The sequence below is a fragment of the Frateuria defendens genome, from assembly GCF_001182895.1.
Classification (GTDB): Bacteria; Pseudomonadota; Gammaproteobacteria; order Xanthomonadales; family Rhodanobacteraceae; genus Frateuria_B; species Frateuria_B defendens.
Map to the genome: position 1 here is coordinate 1 of NZ_LFQR01000007.1, position 15,443 is coordinate 15,443.

General features: G+C 71.2%; 15 protein-coding genes and 1 pseudogene. 15 read left to right on the plus strand and 1 reads right to left on the minus strand.

The annotated features are described in order from the left end of the window. From ACH65_RS20520 to recO, 8 genes and pseudogenes are all read left to right on the plus strand, one after another. Window positions 1–285, plus strand: a pseudogene (locus tag ACH65_RS20520) (sigma-E factor negative regulatory protein); the annotation flags it as partial. Between the two features lie 111 nt (window positions 286–396). Continuing rightward, complete coding sequence (locus ACH65_RS02060; protein ID WP_049620915.1) at window positions 397–1,842, plus strand: DegQ family serine endoprotease; 1,446 nt, start codon at window positions 397–399, stop codon at window positions 1,840–1,842. A 166-nt stretch (window positions 1,843–2,008) separates the two neighbouring features. Beyond that, window positions 2,009–3,799 carry a translation elongation factor 4 gene (lepA, locus tag ACH65_RS02065; protein WP_049620916.1) on the plus strand — a complete coding sequence of 597 codons (1,791 nt, stop codon included), beginning with the start codon at window positions 2,009–2,011 and terminating at the stop codon, window positions 3,797–3,799. A 114-nt stretch (window positions 3,800–3,913) separates the two neighbouring features. After that, complete coding sequence (lepB, locus tag ACH65_RS02070; protein WP_049620917.1) at window positions 3,914–4,804, plus strand: signal peptidase I; 891 nt, start codon at window positions 3,914–3,916, stop codon at window positions 4,802–4,804. Between the two features lie 130 nt (window positions 4,805–4,934). Next, on the plus strand, window positions 4,935–5,315 hold the full coding sequence (locus ACH65_RS02075; protein WP_049620918.1) for a DUF4845 domain-containing protein: 381 nt from the start codon (window positions 4,935–4,937) through the stop codon (window positions 5,313–5,315). A 4-nt stretch (window positions 5,316–5,319) separates the two neighbouring features. Continuing rightward, the gene (gene rnc, locus ACH65_RS02080) at window positions 5,320–5,973 is read left to right on the plus strand and encodes a ribonuclease III (protein ID WP_049620919.1); all 654 of its coding nucleotides are present in this window, start codon (window positions 5,320–5,322) and stop codon (window positions 5,971–5,973) included. A 96-nt stretch (window positions 5,974–6,069) separates the two neighbouring features. Beyond that, a complete protein-coding gene (gene era, locus ACH65_RS02085) occupies window positions 6,070–7,008 on the plus strand; it encodes a GTPase Era (RefSeq protein WP_049620920.1) in 939 nt (312 codons plus the stop codon). 93 nt (window positions 7,009–7,101) lie between these two features. Further along, window positions 7,102–7,812, plus strand: a complete 711-nt coding sequence (recO, locus tag ACH65_RS02090; protein WP_049620921.1) for a DNA repair protein RecO — start codon at window positions 7,102–7,104, stop codon at window positions 7,810–7,812. A 3-nt stretch (window positions 7,813–7,815) separates the two neighbouring features. On the opposite strand, the gene ACH65_RS02095 is transcribed toward recO, so the two are convergent. Next, window positions 7,816–8,562, minus strand: a complete 747-nt coding sequence (locus tag ACH65_RS02095) for a response regulator (protein WP_049620922.1) — start codon at window positions 8,560–8,562, stop codon at window positions 7,816–7,818. A gap of 46 nt (window positions 8,563–8,608) precedes the next feature. On the opposite strand from ACH65_RS02095, the gene ACH65_RS02100 reads away from it, so the two are divergent. From ACH65_RS02100 to ACH65_RS02130, 7 genes are all read left to right on the plus strand, one after another. After that, window positions 8,609–10,630, plus strand: a complete 2,022-nt coding sequence (locus ACH65_RS02100) for a hypothetical protein (protein ID WP_049620923.1) — start codon at window positions 8,609–8,611, stop codon at window positions 10,628–10,630. A 46-nt stretch (window positions 10,631–10,676) separates the two neighbouring features. Then, complete coding sequence (locus ACH65_RS02105) at window positions 10,677–11,282, plus strand: YdbL family probable chaperone protein (protein ID WP_049620924.1); 606 nt, start codon at window positions 10,677–10,679, stop codon at window positions 11,280–11,282. A gap of 70 nt (window positions 11,283–11,352) precedes the next feature. Further along, entirely contained in the window at window positions 11,353–12,663 is a 1,311-nt protein-coding gene (gene rlmD, locus ACH65_RS02110) for a 23S rRNA (uracil(1939)-C(5))-methyltransferase RlmD (RefSeq protein ID WP_049620925.1), read from the plus strand. A gap of 58 nt (window positions 12,664–12,721) precedes the next feature. Then, window positions 12,722–13,252 (plus strand): CYTH domain-containing protein, encoded by a 531-nt coding sequence (locus ACH65_RS02115; protein ID WP_049620926.1) that lies wholly within the window; start codon window positions 12,722–12,724, stop codon window positions 13,250–13,252. After that, window positions 13,252–14,271: a beta-N-acetylhexosaminidase gene (nagZ, locus tag ACH65_RS02120; RefSeq protein WP_049620927.1), complete on the plus strand. Its 1,020-nt coding sequence runs from the start codon at window positions 13,252–13,254 to the stop codon at window positions 14,269–14,271. Before ACH65_RS02115 ends, nagZ begins: the two co-directional genes overlap by 1 nt. Then, window positions 14,268–14,819, plus strand: coding sequence for a hypoxanthine-guanine phosphoribosyltransferase (locus ACH65_RS02125; protein WP_049620928.1), 552 nt, complete (start codon window positions 14,268–14,270; stop codon window positions 14,817–14,819). The genes nagZ and ACH65_RS02125 overlap by 4 nt, the downstream gene beginning before the upstream one ends. 67 nt (window positions 14,820–14,886) lie before the next feature. Continuing rightward, window positions 14,887–15,441: an NADPH-dependent FMN reductase gene (locus tag ACH65_RS02130; RefSeq protein WP_049620929.1), complete on the plus strand. Its 555-nt coding sequence runs from the start codon at window positions 14,887–14,889 to the stop codon at window positions 15,439–15,441. Window positions 15,442–15,443: the final 2 nt, after the last annotated feature.

Consider the following 15,443-nt stretch of genomic DNA (forward strand, 5'->3'; position numbering starts at 1 on the left):
GGCGAGCGCGCGGCCGCCGAGTCGGTGGCGGCCGCGGCGCCGGCGGAGCAGGGCGCCTCGCCCGCGGCGGTGCCGTCCTGGCTACTGCTGGGCGGCAACAGCGCGTCGCGCTACAGCCAGCGGGCGTCCGCCACGCTGGGCGAAGGCAACAGCGCGCCTCCGCTCTCGGCCTACCAGTTGCACCGGCCTTACGCGCCCGGCAACGACGGCAGCTACCTGCTGCTGATCGACGCGCCGCGGGCGGCCGTGCGCCAGCCGCCGCGCCAGGCCGCTGCCGGCCAGTAACCCGGTGCCGCGTGAGGCTGCCGCGGTGCCTTTCCCCCGTTTTGTCTTCGCCGGCCCGCGTCTCGATCGCGGGCCGGCGCGTGTCAGCGCCATCGCACAAGGAGAACACCCATGACCCGTCCGAAACTGCGCTCGCTCGCCGCCGGCATGCTGGTTGGCCTGGCCCTGGCCGGCGGCGTCCAGGCGCAGACGGCGCCTGCCGCCGCCACGCTGCCGGACTTCACCGGCATCGTGCAGAAGAACGCGCCGGCCGTCGTGCACGTGGAGGCCAAGTACAGCGGCAAGCGTGCCAGCCGCGCGGCGACCACGCAGGACGACACGCCCGACGATCCGCAGGAGGAATTCTTCCGCCGCTTCTTCGGCATGCCGGCGCCGCCTTCGCCGGAAGACCAGCAGCGCACCTCGCTCGGCTCGGGCTTCATCATTTCCGGTGACGGCTACATTCTCACCAACAACCATGTGGTGGACGACGCGGACGAGGTGACCGTGCGCCTGCAGGACCGCCGCACGCTGACCGCCAAGGTGGTGGGCAGCGATTCGCAGTACGACATTGCCCTGCTCAAGGTGGACGCGGGCAACCTGCCGGCGGTGAGCCTCGGCGATTCGCGCACGCTCAAGCCCGGCCAGTGGGTGCTGGCGATCGGCTCGCCGTTCGGCTTCGATTACACGGTGACCCAGGGCATCGTGAGCGCGGTGGGCCGCAACCTCGGCAGCGGCGACCAGCCCTACACCTCCTTCATCCAGACCGACGTGCCGATCAACCGCGGCAATTCCGGCGGCCCGCTGTTCGACCTGCAGGGCCGGGTGGTCGGCGTCAACTCGCAGATCTATTCCAACACCGGCGGCTACCTCGGCGTGGCATTCTCGATCCCGATCGACGTGGCGATGAACGCGGTGCAGCAGATCAAGGCGCACGGCTACGTCACGCGCGGCCAGCTGGGCGTGCAGGTGCAGGCACTGACCGACGACGTGGCCAAGGGCTTCGGCCTGCGCGACGGCAACGGCGCCGTCGTCGCCAGGGTCGACGCGGGGAGCGCGGCCGACAAGGCGGGCCTGCGGGCCGGCGACATCATCCTTTCCTACAACGGCCAGTCGATCGGCCAGCCCGGCGACCTGCCGCCGCTGGTCGGCCTGACCAAGCCGGGCACCAAGGTGCCGGTGGCGATCCTGCGCGACGGCAAGCGCCAGACCGTGGAGGTCACCGTGGGCGAGGCGCCGCGCGACAAGAAAGCCGGCGGCGGCAGCCAGCCGGCGCCGGCCAAGGGCGGTGCCTCCGCGCTGGGCTTCGCGGTCGAGGCGATCGACGCCGACACGCGCCAGCAGCTCGGCCTCAAGGCCGGCGAGGGCGTGGTGATCGGCCGCATCACCGGCCAGGTGGCGGCGCGCCAGGGCCTGCAGCCGGGCGACGTGATCCTGATGGTGGGCCAAAAGCGCATCGGCAGCGTGGCCGACTTCGAGGCCGCCACCCGCGGCGTGAAGCCGGGCAGCACCGTGCTGCTGCTGGTGCGCCGCGGCGACCAGAGCCAGTTCATCGGCCTGACCGTGCCGGGCAAGTGAGCCCGGCCGTGCCGGTGGCCCGCAACGCAACGGCGGCCGCCGGCACGATACGGCCACGCATGCCGGCGGCCGCGATGACGCGGCGTTTCCATGCGATAATGCAGGGTTCGTGTCGCCATCCCGGCGATACGCTGCCTTCGCGGCAGCAACACGACCTGCGCATGCCATGGAACTGATTCGCAACTTCTCGATCATCGCCCACATCGACCACGGCAAATCCACGCTGGCGGACCGCATCATCCAGATCTGCGGCGGCCTGACCGAGCGCGAGATGGAAGCGCAGGTGCTCGACAACAATCCCATCGAGCGCGAGCGCGGCATCACCATCAAGGCGCAGTCCGTCTCGCTGCCGTACAAGGCGCGCGACGGCAAGACCTACCAGCTCAACTTCATCGACACGCCCGGCCACGTGGACTTCTCCTACGAGGTGTCCCGCTCGCTGGCCGCCTGCGAGGGCGCGCTGCTGGTGGTGGACGCCGCCCAGGGCGTGGAGGCGCAGTCGGTGGCCAACTGCTACACGGCGGTGGAGATGGGGCTGGAAGTGGTGCCGGTGCTCAACAAGATCGACCTGCCCACTGCCGACCCGGAGAAGGTGAAGGGCGAGATCGAGGCGGTGATCGGCATCGACGCCTCCGACGCGGTGGCGGTCAGCGCCAAGACCGGGCAGAACGTGGTCGAGGTGCTGGAGGCCATCGTCGCCCGCATCCCGCCGCCCAAGGTCCGCGACACCGACCGCCTGCAGGCGCTGATCATCGACTCCTGGTTCGACAACTACCTCGGCGTGGTGTCGCTGGTGCGCGTGATGCAGGGCGAGATCCGCCCCGGCGAGAAGCTGCTGGTGATGTCCACCGGCCGCACCCACGAGGTGGGCGACGTCGGTGTGTTCACGCCCAAGCGCAAGAAGCTGGAGAAACTCGGCGCCGGCGAGGTGGGCTGGATCAACGCCTCGATCAAGGACGTGCACGGCGCGCCGGTCGGTGACACCCTGACCCACGCGGGCAAGCCCGCCGAGCATCCGCTGCCGGGCTTCCAGACCATGCAGCCGCGCGTGTTCGCCGGCCTGTTCCCGGTCTCCGCCGACGACTACCCGGCGCTGCGCGAGGCGCTGGACAAGCTGCGCCTGAACGACGCGGCGCTGTTCTTCGAGCCCGAATCCTCCGAGGCGATGGGCTTCGGCTTTCGCTGCGGCTTTCTCGGCATGCTACACATGGAGATCGTGCAGGAGCGCCTGGAGCGCGAGTACGACCTCGACCTGGTCACCACTGCGCCCACCGTGGTCTACGAGATCTTAAAGACCGACGGTGAGGTGGTGGCCCTGGACAACCCGGCCAAGCTGCCGGCTTCGCCGCAGGTGCAGGAGATCCGCGAGCCGATCATCGTCGCCAACATCCTCACGCCGCCGGACTACATCGGCAACGTGATCACGCTGTGCGAGGAGAAGCGCGGCGTGCAGCGCGGCATCCAATACATGGCCACGCAGGTGCAGATCAGCTACGAGCTGCCGCTGGCCGAGGTGGTGCTGGACTTCTTCGACAAGCTGAAATCGGTCTCGCGCGGCTACGCCTCGATGGACTACAGCTTCGAGCGCTTCGACGCCGGCCCGTTCGTGCGCGTGGACGTGCTGATCAACGGCGACCGCGTGGACGCGCTCTCGCTGATCGTGCACCGCAGTCATGCCGACCGCCGTGGCCGCGACCTGGTCGAGCGCATGAAGGACCTGATCCCGCGCCAGCAGTTCGACGTGGCGATCCAGGCCGCCGTCGGCGCGCAGATCATCGCCCGCTCCACGGTGAAAGCATTGAGGAAGAACGTGCTGGCCAAATGCTACGGCGGCGACGTGAGCCGCAAGAAGAAGCTCTTGGAGAAGCAGAAGGAAGGCAAGAAGCGCATGAAGCAGGTGGGTCGGGTGGAGATCCCGCAGGAGGCCTTCCTGGCGGTGTTGCGGACGGATAAATAAGTGGAGCGGGGAACGGGGAGCGTGGCACGGGAAACAGGCGGCGCGAGGCGGATCGCCCGGCTCCTGTTCACCGTGCCCCGCTTCCCGTTCCCCGCCCTTCGATAGGAGCAAGGCATGGAATTCGATTTCTCGGCGATTCTGCTTGGCCTCACCGTGCTGTTCGGCGTGGTGTGGGGCCTCGATCGCCTGCTGCTGTACAAGAAGCGCAAGGCGCGGCTCGACGCCGAGGGCAAGGAATACCGCGACCCGGCGCCGGTGGACTGGGCGCGCTCGCTGTTCCCGGTGGTGCTGGTGGTGCTGGTGCTGCGCTCCTTCGTGGCCGAGCCGTTCCGCATCCCGTCCGGCTCGATGATGCCCACGCTGGACGTGGGTGATTTCATCCTGGTCAACAAGTTCGCCTACGGCCTGCGCCTGCCGGCCTTCAACAACAAGTTCCTCGATCTTGGCGAACCCAAGCGCGGCGACGTGGTGGTGTTCCGCTTCCCGGGCTACTGGTGCGAGGACGGCGGCAAGCTGGTGCGCAGCGGCGACCAGAGCTGCATGGACCCGCACGCGCCGGTGCCGAACCAGAACTGGATCAAGCGCGTGATCGGCCTGCCGGGCGACACCATCGAGTCGCACGGCGACGAGCTGCTGATCAACGGCAAGCCGGTGCAGGCGGACGAGGTGGGGCCGTACGAAGGCGATCCGCGGCGCGACGAGTCCAAGCTGATGATCGACTACGGCGCCACCGTGTGGAACGAGCACCTGATCCGTGAGGACGGCCAGGTGGTCAACCACCTCACCGCGCGCATGTCGGCCTACAGCACGCCGTTCCCGCTGCCCAACGCCAAGGTGCCCTCCAAGGTGCCGTCGGGCTGTTACATCGTGATGGGCGACAACCGCTACAACAGCACCGACAGCCGCTGGTGGGGCTGCCTGCCGGAGCAGAACCTGGCCGGCAAGGCCTTCCTGATCTGGCTTAACTTCTACAGCCTCAAGCGGATCGGCACGCTCATCCATTGAGCCGACTGCGATGCGGCGCACGTGACCGCGCGCCGCATCGCAGGCAGAATCCGCAGGGGCGCCGCCGCGGCGGCGCCGGTGGTAGCAGGCGGAGAGTGGCGTCGCGCGAGCGCGGCATAGCGAGGGGACTATGAAATCGAAGCAGACGGGCATTACCCTGATCGGGTTCCTGTTCATCCTGTTGGTCGTGGGCTTCTTCGGCTACATGGCGATGAAGCTGGTGCCGGCGTACACCGAATACATGGGCGTGACCAAGGCGATGAACCAGGTGGCCAGCGGCAGCATCGAAGGCCAGTCGCTCGAGACCATCCGCGCCGACCTGCTGCGCAAGATGGACTTCCAGTACGTCGACGACGCCACCATCCGGCCCAAGGACATCACCCTCTCGCGCGCCAACAACGCGGCGGTGCTGCAGGTGTCCTACGACAAGGTGATCCCCTTCATGTACAACATTTCCTTCCTGCTGCACTTCGAGAAGAGCGTGCCGCTGCAGGGCAACGTGGGCCAGTGATCCCTTGAAGCTGGACTACCGTTTCCGCGACCCCGCGCTGGCCGAGCTCGCGCTGACCCACCGCAGCATCGGCAAGCCGAACAACGAGCGGCTGGAGTTCCTGGGCGATGCGCTGCTCGGCGCGGTGGTCGCCGAGATGCTCTACGAGGCCCATCCGCGGGCCAGCGAGGGCGAGCTCTCGCGCCTGCGCGCGCAGCTGGTGAACGGCCAGGCGCTGGCGGTGATCGCCCGCGAGCTGGAGCTGGGCGAGGAGTTGAAGCTCGGTCCCGGCGAGCTCAAGAGCGGCGGCTTCCGCCGCGATTCCATCCTCGCCGACGCCTTCGAGGCGCTGGTCGCCGCGGTCTACCTGGACGGCGGCTTCGACGCCTGCCGCGGGACGGTGCGCGGCCTGTTCGAGGCGCGCGTGGCGGCCCTGCCGCAGTCCTCCAAGGACGCCAAGACGCGCCTGCAGGAATGGCTGCAGGGCCGCGGCCTGCCGCTGCCGAGCTACGAGCTGAAGGCCAGCCACGGCGAGGACCACGCCAAGGTCTTCGAAGTGGTCTGCGTGATCGCCGAGCCGGCCACGCTCCAGGCGGAGGCCAGCGGCCCCAGCCGCCGCGCGGCCGAGCAGGACGCGGCCGAGAGCGTGCTGGCCCAGCTGGCGGTCCTGCCGCGCTAGGACCCCGATCCGGCGCGACAACCCCGACGCGACGCCCCGCTGGCGTCCGCGCGGCCGTCGCGCCATGCTGTCACCCTGACCCCAAGAATCGCTTGCATGAATGACGAACTCGAAACCGGCGCCGACGCCGCCGCGCTGCCGCGCGAGGATTTCCGCTGCGGCCTGGTGGCGCTGGCCGGCCGCCCCAACGTGGGCAAGTCCACCCTGCTCAACGCGCTGATCGGCTTTCGCCTGTCCATCGTCAGCCCGCGGCCGCAGACCACGCGCCACCGCATCCTCGGCATCGCCACCAGCGAGGCGGGGCAGATCCTCTACGTGGACACGCCCGGCCTGCACCGCGGCGCCAAGCGGGCGATGAACCGCAGCCTCAACCGCGCCGCGCGCGCGGCGATCGGCGAGGTGGACCTGGCCGTGCAGGTGATCGAGGCCGGCCGCTGGACCGACGAGGACGAGGCGCTGTACGCCGCGCTCGACGAGCAGAAGGTGCCGCGCCTGCTGGCGATCAACAAGGTCGACCTGGCCAAGGACAAGGCGGCCCTGCTGCCGTTCGTGGCCGAGCTTTCCGCCACCCACGCCTTCGAGGCGGTGCACTACGTCAGCGCGCTCAAGCGCAAGGGCCTGGAGCAGCTGGAGCGGGACATCCTGGCGCGCCTGCCGGTGCAGCCGCCGGTGTTCGGCGAGGACGAGGTCACCGACCGCAGCGAGCGCTTCCTCGCCGCCGAGATGGTGCGCGAGCAGTTGATGCTGCGCCTCGACCAGGAGCTGCCCTACGCCACCACGGTGGAGATCGAGCAGTTCAGCGACCGCCCCGACGGCGTGGCCGAGATCCATGCCGTGATCTGGGTCGAGCGCGACGGCCAGAAGGCGATCGTGATCGGGCAGGGCGGCGCCCAGCTCAAGGCCATCGGCACCTCGGCCCGGCGCATCATGGAGAAGACCTTCGAGCGCAAGGTCTTCCTCAAGCTGTGGGTGAAGGTGCGCGAGGGCTGGGTGGACGACGAGACGGCGCTCAAGCGGTTCGGCTATACGGATTGAGGGGAAGGGTGAAGGGCGCTCGCGCCTGCTGCGCGCGCCCCATGCTCTTCACATTCCCCAATCCCGATTCCCCATTCCCTGCCTTGCAGCGCCATGCGCCTCGACCAGCAGCCCGCCTACGTCCTCCACGCGCGGCCCTACCGCGAGACCTCGCTGCTGCTCGAATGCCTGACCCGCGACCAGGGTCGCCTCGGCGTGGTCGCGCGCGGCGTGCGCCGCGAACGCGCGCGCACGCCGCGCTCGCAGCTGGAGCCGTTCCAGCCGCTGGCGCTGGATCTCCTGCTGCGCGGCGAGCTGGCCACCCTGGTGGCCGCGGAAAGCAGCGGCGCGCCGCTGCGGCTGACTGGCGACGCCGGGCTGGCCGGGCTCTACCTCAACGAACTGGTGGTGCGCCTGACCGGCCGCCAGGACCCGTACCCGGGCCTGTTCGACGCCTATGCGCGCACGCTGCCGCGCCTGGTGGAAACCGCCGAGCTCGGCTGGTCGCTGCGCCGTTTCGAGCGCGACCTGCTGGAACAGCTCGGCTATGGCCTGCAACTGGATGCCGAGGCGGACAGCGGCGAGCCGCTGGATACGGCGGGCTGGTACCGCTACGAAGTCGAGCGCGGCCCGGTGCGCTGCCCACCCGGCCGCGGCCACGCCCTGCGCGGCGAAGACCTGCTTGCACTGGCCGAAGACCGGCGCCCCAGCACGCAGGGCCTGGCCGCGCTGCGGATGACGATGCGCGAGGTGATCCGCTTCTACCTCGGCGGCGGCGAGCTGCGCGCGTGGCGCGTGCTGGCCGGGGCGATGACGCGCCGCTGAGCGCTATTCCGGCGCGCCCAGCGCTTGCAGCGTAGCCAGCAGCGTCTGGCGGAAGCGCGGCAGGCAGCCGTCGTCCTCCATGCCGCGCGCCAACTGGCGTTGCAGACGCATCGCCTGCACGGCCAGCGCGTCGGCGCCGCAGAAGCCGCAGGCGGAGCGCAGCCGGTGCAATCGTTCGGCGAAGCCGGTGGCATCGTCGCCGAGCCGGTCCAGCTCGCGGTGCAGCGTGGCCAGTTCCTCGCGCAGCAGGCCGCGCAGGGCGTGCAGGGTGGCGAGGTCGCCGCTGCTGGCCAGTGCCGCCTCATCGTCGAGCAGCGCCGCGTGCGGCCGCCCCTCGGGACGGACCAGGGCGACCACGTAGCGCAGGTCGTCCACCGTGCAGGGCTTGAGCAGCACCTCGCTGAAGCCGGCCTCGAGCAGTGCGCGGCGCTCGGCCTGCGAGCACTCCGCGCTGGTCGCCATGGCGAGGCTGGCGGTCGAGGCCGCGGCATCGTCGCCGCGCAGGCGGCCCAGCACCTCGCGGGCGCCGCCACCGGGCATGCGGCGGTCGAGCAGCAGCAGGTCGAAGCGCTCGCCGCGGGCCAGGGCCAGTGCGGCGCCGCCGTCGGCGCAGGTCTCGGCCGCGAGGCCGAGGTGGCGCAGCGCATCGCCGAGAAAGCGCCGGCTGGCCGGGTCGTCGTCGGCCACCAGTACGCGCAGTGCCGCGGCGGCTCCGGCCGCGAAGACGTCGCTGGAGGAGGGCGCTGGCATGACGTGGGTCCATGTCGTTCAGCCGAATTTGGCAGAATGGCCGGACATGCGCTCTACATCAAGTCTCCCGCTGCTTTGCCTGGGTCTGCTGCTCGGCCTGCTGCCGATCATGCCGGCACGCGCCGATATCCAGCTGACGGCCAAGGTCGTCGAGGTGCCGGGCGTGCGCCTGCAGGACGTGAACCTCCAAGTCGGCGACGACGGCCAGGGCGGCCTGCGCCTGCGGCTGCGCGCCGGCAAGGCCGACGTGCCGGCGATGGGCTGGCGGCGGCTGGCGCTCGGCCTGGACGGCACGCTGCAGCGCGACGCCGACCTGCGCTGGCTGCTCGATGGCGTCGTGCAGCTGAAGAACGCGCCGGGCGGGGCGCTGGGCAACACGCACCTCAGCCTGGCGGTGGACGAGTCGGCCAACACCCTGCAGCTGGACCTCGACCAGGACAAGGCCACCGCGAGCGTGGCCATCCCGCTGGACCAGCCCAGCCATGCCCAGATCAGCCTGCAGAGCCTGCCGGCCGGCTGGCTGCAGGGGCTGCTGGGCACGCTGTGGTCCGGGCGCGCCACCGGCGGCCGGCTCGACGCGAAGCTGGCGCTGGACACCAGCGAGGACGGCGTGCAGTCCTCCGGCGACTTCACCCTGCACGGCGTCGGGTTCGACACGCCCAACGGCAAGCTGGCCGGGCAGGGCCTGAGCGGCAGCGGGCGGCTGGACATCGACACCACCGGCGAGGGGGCGCGCATCGATTCGGATGCCCTGCTGCAGGGCGGCGAACTGCTGCTGGGGCCGCTCTACGCCCGGCTGCCCAACCATCCGGTGCAGCTCGGCCTGAGCGCCGGCGCCAAGGGCGGCGCGCTGGAACTGGACCGCCTGCGGGTGAGCGACGCCGACGCGCTGCAACTGGACGGCGCGCTGGCCTTCGATGCCCGCGGCGACCTCGCCAAGCTGCGCCTGGACCACTTCCACGCCGGCTTCCCCGCCGCCTACGAGCGCTATGGCCGCGGCTGGCTGGCCACGCTCGGCCTGCGCGACCTGCGCATCCGCGGCACCGTCGAAGGCGGCATCGACCTGCGCGCCGACGGCCCGCACAGCTTCGCCTTCAACACCGACGACCTCGACCTCGCCGCTGGCGACGGCCACCTGGCGGTGCAGGGCCTGCGCGGCGGGCTGGACTGGTCGGCGCGCGGCGAGCGGCCGGCCACCGGCCTGGCCTGGCAGCGGCTGCGGCTCTACCGTATCGAGCACAGCGGGGCGCAGTCGCGCTGGCAGAGCCGCAACGGCCGGCTGGACCTGCAGCGGCCGGTGGAGGTGGCGGTGCTCGGCGGGCGCCTGCACCTGAACGACCTCAAGTGGCAGCCGGCCGCCGCCAAGGGCGACCGCCTGACCGCCTCACTGGCCGTCACCGGCGTCGACATGGGCGCCTTCAGCAAGGCGATGGGCTGGCCGCCGTTCCCGGGCACGGTGGGTGGCGCGGTACCGGCCTTGCGCTGGGCGGACGATCGCCTGGAGCTGGACGGCGGGCTTTCGGTCAACGTCTTCGACGGCTTCGTCGACATCACCCGGCTCTCGCTGCAGCAGCCGTTCGGGTCGAGCCCGGTGCTGGCCGGCGACCTCAGCCTGCGCCAGCTCGACCTGGGCGCGATCACCAGCGTGTTCGACTTCGGCAGCATCACCGGGCGGCTGGACGGCTCGGTGGGCGCGCTGCGGCTGGTCGACTGGAACCCGGTCGCCTTCGACGCCCGGCTGCTCGCCGGCGGCGGCGGGCGGATCAGCCAGCGGGCGGTGAACAACCTCACCAGCGTGGGCGGGGGCGGCATCGCCGGCGGCCTGCAGGGCGCCGTGCTGCGCATGTTCAAGACCTTCGGCTACCGGCGCATCGGCCTCAACTGCGTGCTGCAGGGGGCGGTATGCCACATGAGCGGTCTACAGGGCGATGGGGACGGCTACACTATCGTCGAGGGCAGCGGCTTGCCGCACCTGCAGGTGATCGGCCACCAGCGCGAAGTGGACTGGCCCACCGTGGTGCGCCGGCTCAAGGCGGCCACGGAAGGGGCGGCGCCGGAGGTGCGCTGAGCGCCGACCGCCGCCGGCGCCCACCCGTCACGAAAGGAGTCCGCGTATGCGCAAGCCATTGCTCGTGGTGCTGTTCACGCTGGCCGCGATGCTGGCCGGCTGCGTCACCATCAACGTCTACTTTCCCGAGGCCGCGGCGCAGAAGGCCGCCGACCAGTTCATCGGCACCGTGATCGACCAGGACGCCGACAAGGCCGCCAAGCCGGCGCCGCCGGCGGCGAAGAAGAACGGCGGCGGGCCGAACCCGGCCGCGATGCTGCTCGACCTGCTGGTGCCGGCGGCGCAGGCCGCCGAGACGCCCGACATCCGCATCCAGACCGCCGCCACCGAGGCCATCCACGGCCGCATGCGCCAGCGCTTCCAGGACGTGCTCAAGCCCCTGCTGGACAGCGGCGCGGTGGGCTTCACCCGCGACGGCCTGGTGGCCGTGCACGACGCCGGCAAGGTGCCGCTCGCCAGCCGCGCCCAGGCCGGCGCCGCGGTGGCCGACGAGAACCGCGACCGCAGCGCGCTGTACCGCGAGGTGGCCAACGCCAACGGCCATCCGGAGTGGGAGGCACAGATCCGCAGCACCTTCGCGCAGGGATGGATCGAGCGGGCGCACGCCGGCTGGTATTATCAGGACGCTTCCGGACGCTGGACGCAGAAATAAGCCGCGCCGGTCACCCGTTTACCTCTGCGCCCGGGTCGCCCGATCCGGGCGCATCCGTTTTGCGAGTCGCATGAAAGCATTCGAAGCCACCATCACCGACCTCAGCCACGACGGCCGCGGCGTCGCGCGCATCGACGGCAAGGCCGTGTTCGTCAGCGGCGCCCTGCAGGGCGAAACGGTGCGGGCGAGCCTGCGCAAGCGCCACCGCAGCTTCGACGAGGCCGAGGTGGTGGAATTGCTGAGCCGCTCGCCGCACCGCGTCGAGCCGCGCTGCGAGCACTTCGGCACCTGCGGCGGCTGCGCGCTGCAGCACATGGACGCGACGGCGCAGATCGAGGCCAAGCAGCGCGTGCTGGCCGACAACTTCGCGCGTATCGGCAAGGTGGAGCCCGAAAGCTGGCTGCCGCCGCTGGTCGACGAGCCCTGGGGCTACCGCCGCAAGGGTCGCCTGTCGGTACGCGCGGTGGCGAAGAAGGGCCGCGTGCTGGTGGGCTTCCGCGAGGAAAGCAACCCGCGCTTCGTCGCCGACATCCGGCACTGCCACGTGGTGCACCCGGCGCTGGGGCCGAAGATCGGCCTGCTGGCCGAGCTGATCTCAGCCATGGATGCGGCGGCGGACATCCCGCAGGTCGAGTTCGCCGCCGGCGACGACACCTTCGCGCTGGTGTTCCGCCACCTGCAGCCCCTGAGCGAGCGCGACAGCGCCGCGCTGGCCGCCTTCGGCCGGGAGCACGGCTTTGCCATCTACCTGCAGCCCGGCGGCGTGAGCAGCGTGCATCCGCTGTGGCCGGAGGCGCCGCGGCTGGCCTTCCGGCTGTCGGCGGGCGAGGGCGTGGATGAGGTGGAACTGGAGTTCCAGCCGCTGGACTTCGTGCAGGTCAACGCCGGCCTCAACCGCCGCATGATGGCGCGCACGCTGGAACTGCTCGACCCGCAGCCCACCGACCGCGTGCTCGACCTCTTCTGCGGCCTGGGCAACTTCACCCTGCCGATCGCCCGCCGCGTGGCCGAGGTGGCGGGGGTGGAGGGCGAGCACGGCCTGGTGGCGCGCGCGGGCGAGAACGCGCAGCGCAACGGCCTCGCCAATGCGCGCTTCCACGTCGCCAACCTGTTCGAGGACCAGCGCCAGGCGAACTGGGCGCGCGAGCCGTGGGACAAGCTGTTGCTCGACCCGCCGCGCGCCGGCGCCGACCAGGTGCTGGCCTACCTGCCGCACAAGCAGACCCGGCGCATCGTCTACGTCTCCTGCCACCCGGCCTCGCTGGCGCGCGATGCCGGCATCCTAGTACACCAGCACGGCTTCCGGCTGGTGTCGGCGGGGGTGATGGACATGTTCCCGCATACCGCACACGTCGAATCCATCGCGCTGTTCGAACGGTAGCGGGGACTTCGGGCATGCACGTCAACATCCAGGCAGCGCGAGCGCCGCGCGGAGAACCATGGGCATAGAGATCGAACGGAAGTTCCTCCTCGCCGGCGAGAGCTGGCGCGACGCGGTGGAACACAGCGAGCCGATGGCGCAGGGCTACCTGGTGGGCGCGGCGGCGCTCGCCGCCGGCCATGCGCGCGCCTCGGTGCGCGTGCGCGTGGCGGGCGAGGCGGCCTGGCTCAACATCAAGTCGGCGCAGCTCGGCGTGGAGCGCGCGGAGTACGAGGTGCCGCTGCCGCTGGACGACGCGCAGGCGATGCTGGCCGCGCTGTGCGACGGCGTGCTGGAAAAGGTGCGCCACCACGTGCGCGTGGACGGCGCGCTGTTCGAGATCGACGAGTTCCTCGGCGCCAACGCCGGCCTGGTGGTGGCCGAGATCGAGCTGCCGGCGGCCGACGCGCCGTTCCCGCGGCCGGCCTGGCTGGGTCGCGAGGTGAGCGCGCTGGCGCGCTACTACAACGTCAACCTGATCGCGCATCCTTACGCGGCGTGGAGCGGGGCGGAGCGCCTCGCCGACGACGCCGGGAAGGAGGGCGCCTGATGCTGCTGATCGGCCTGGCCGGGCTGGAACTCGCCGAGCACGAGCGCGCCTGGCTGCGCGCGCCGGGCGTGGCCGGCGCGATCCTGTTCGCGCGCAACTTCGCCGACCGTGCCCAGCTGATGGCCCTGGTCGACGCCATCCGCGACGCCGGCGGCGAGGACATGCTGGTGGCAGTGGACCAGGAAGGCGGCCCGGTGCAGCGCTTCCGCGAGGGCTTCACCCGGCTGCCCGCCCTGGCGGCGATCGGCGCCGTCTACGAGCGCGACGCGGAGAACGCGATCCGCCTCGCCGAGGAACACGCCTGGATCATGGCGAGCGAGCTGCGCGCCAGCGGCATCGATTTCAGCTTCGCGCCGGTGGCCGACCTGGCGCGCGGCAGCGCGGCGATCGGCCCGCGCGCCTTCCACGCCGACCCCGCCATTGCCGGCGAACTGGTGCAGGCCTACGTGCGCGGCATGCACCTGGGCGGCATGGCGGCGGTGCTCAAGCACTTCCCCGGCCACGGCTCGGTGGCGGCCGACACCCATACCAGCCAGGCGATCGATCCACGCCCGCTGGCCGTGATCCGCGAGGCCGACCTGCGGCCATTTGCCGAGGCGCTGGCGGCCCATGCCGAGGCGGTGATGATGGCCCATGTGGTCTATCCTGCCGTGGACGCGCGGCCGGCCGGCTACTCGCGGGTGTGGATCGAGGACATCCTGCGCGGCGAACTGGGCTTCCGGGGCGTTGTCGTCAGCGACGACATCAGCATGGCGGCGGCCGGCAGCGCCGGCGGCGTGGCCGCGCGCGTGCAAGCGCACCTGGCGGCCGGCTGCGACCTGGTGCTGGCCTGTTTCCCCGAGGTGGTGGCCGAGGCCATCGCCGCGCTGCCGCCCGGCCTCGAAGCCGGCGGCGCCGACCGCGTGGCCGCGCTGCGCGGTGCCATCGGCTCCACCTGGGAGGGGCTCGAGGACAACCCGCAGCGCGACCGTTTCATCGCACGCATCACGGCACTCGATGCCATCAAGGACCAAGCATGAGCAGTACACAACTTCCTTCGTTGACCGAAGCGCTGGCCCAGTCGGACGTGTTGTTCGACCGCGCCGAGCTGGACACGGTGGTCGCCGACATGGGCCGCCGCATCGACGCGGCGCTGGACGGCGAGCGCGCGGTGTTCCTCACCGTGATGCACGGGGCGCTGATCTTCGCCGGCCAGCTGGCGCTGTCGCTGCGCACCGACGTCGAGTTCGACTACGTGCACGCCACCCGCTACCGCGGCGCCACCACCGGCAGCGAGCTGCACTGGCTGCGCGAGCCGCAGGCGGAGCTGGCCGGGCGCACCGTGCTGCTGGTGGACGACATTCTCGACGAAGGCCACACGCTCAAGGCCGTGCGCGAGGACTGCCTGCGCCGCGGCGCGCGCCGGGTGCTGATCGTCACCCTGTGCCGCAAGCGCCACGACCGTCTGGCCGAAGGCATCGACGCCGACTTCAACGGCGTGGACCTGCCCGACCGCTACGTGTACGGCTACGGCATGGACTACCACGAGCAGGGCCGCAACCTGCCGGCGATCTACGCGCTGAAATAAGCCCTCGAAGCCGGGCCGCGTAAGAGGCGGCCCGGTACGTGTCTGCCTCGCCCCACGGGAATCGCGCATGAAGATCCTCGGCATCTCCGGCAGCCTGCGCCGGGCCTCGTTCAACACCGCGCTGCTGCACGCGGCGCAGGAGCTGGCGCCGGAAGGCGTGAGCATCGCCATCCACGACCTGCATGGCCTGCCGCTGTTCGACCAGGACGTGGAAGAGCAGGGCGACCCGGCCCCGGTGGCCGCGCTCAAGCAGGCCATCGAGGAGGCCGACGGCGTGCTGCTGGCCTCGCCCGAGTACAACGGCGGCATCACCGGCGTGCTGAAGAACGCGATCGACTGGGCCTCGCGCCCCGGCCTCGGCCGGCCGGCATCGGTGCTGGCGGGGCGGCGCATCTGCATCGTCGGCGCCAGCCCCGGCATCACCGGCACCGTGCGCGCGCAGGACCAGCTGCGCCAGGTGCTGCGCCGCGCCGGCGCCGCGGCCGAGCCGCAGAGCGAGGTGCTGGTGTTCCAGGCACATACCAAGATCCTCGACGGCAAGCTGGTGGACGAGCGCACGCGCGAGGCGCTGGCGCGCCATTTGAAGAGCTACGTCGCCCTGCTGCAGGCGGGCGTGCGCTGATT

Bases quoted from the DNA above. Each gene is read 5' to 3' on its own strand.
- ACH65_RS02125 (WP_049620928.1), top strand. From the start codon at position 14,268: ATGAGCAGTACACAACTTCCTTCGTTGACCGAAGCGCTGGCCCAGTCG.
- ACH65_RS02060 (WP_049620915.1), top strand. From the start codon at position 397: ATGACCCGTCCGAAACTGCGCTCGCTCGCCGCCGGCATGCTGGTTGGC.
- ACH65_RS02075 (WP_049620918.1), top strand. From the start codon at position 4,935: ATGAAATCGAAGCAGACGGGCATTACCCTGATCGGGTTCCTGTTCATC.
- ACH65_RS02130 (WP_049620929.1), top strand. From the start codon at position 14,887: ATGAAGATCCTCGGCATCTCCGGCAGCCTGCGCCGGGCCTCGTTCAAC.
- era (WP_049620920.1), top strand. From the start codon at position 6,070: ATGAATGACGAACTCGAAACCGGCGCCGACGCCGCCGCGCTGCCGCGC.
- ACH65_RS02115 (WP_049620926.1), top strand. From the start codon at position 12,722: ATGGGCATAGAGATCGAACGGAAGTTCCTCCTCGCCGGCGAGAGCTGG.
- rlmD (WP_049620925.1), top strand. From the start codon at position 11,353: ATGAAAGCATTCGAAGCCACCATCACCGACCTCAGCCACGACGGCCGC.
- lepB (WP_049620917.1), top strand. From the start codon at position 3,914: ATGGAATTCGATTTCTCGGCGATTCTGCTTGGCCTCACCGTGCTGTTC.
- ACH65_RS02095 (WP_049620922.1), bottom strand. From the start codon at position 8,562: ATGCCAGCGCCCTCCTCCAGCGACGTCTTCGCGGCCGGAGCCGCCGCG.
- lepA (WP_049620916.1), top strand. From the start codon at position 2,009: ATGGAACTGATTCGCAACTTCTCGATCATCGCCCACATCGACCACGGC.
- ACH65_RS02105 (WP_049620924.1), top strand. From the start codon at position 10,677: ATGCGCAAGCCATTGCTCGTGGTGCTGTTCACGCTGGCCGCGATGCTG.
- nagZ (WP_049620927.1), top strand. From the start codon at position 13,252: ATGCTGCTGATCGGCCTGGCCGGGCTGGAACTCGCCGAGCACGAGCGC.
- ACH65_RS02100 (WP_049620923.1), top strand. From the start codon at position 8,609: ATGCGCTCTACATCAAGTCTCCCGCTGCTTTGCCTGGGTCTGCTGCTC.
- recO (WP_049620921.1), top strand. From the start codon at position 7,102: ATGCGCCTCGACCAGCAGCCCGCCTACGTCCTCCACGCGCGGCCCTAC.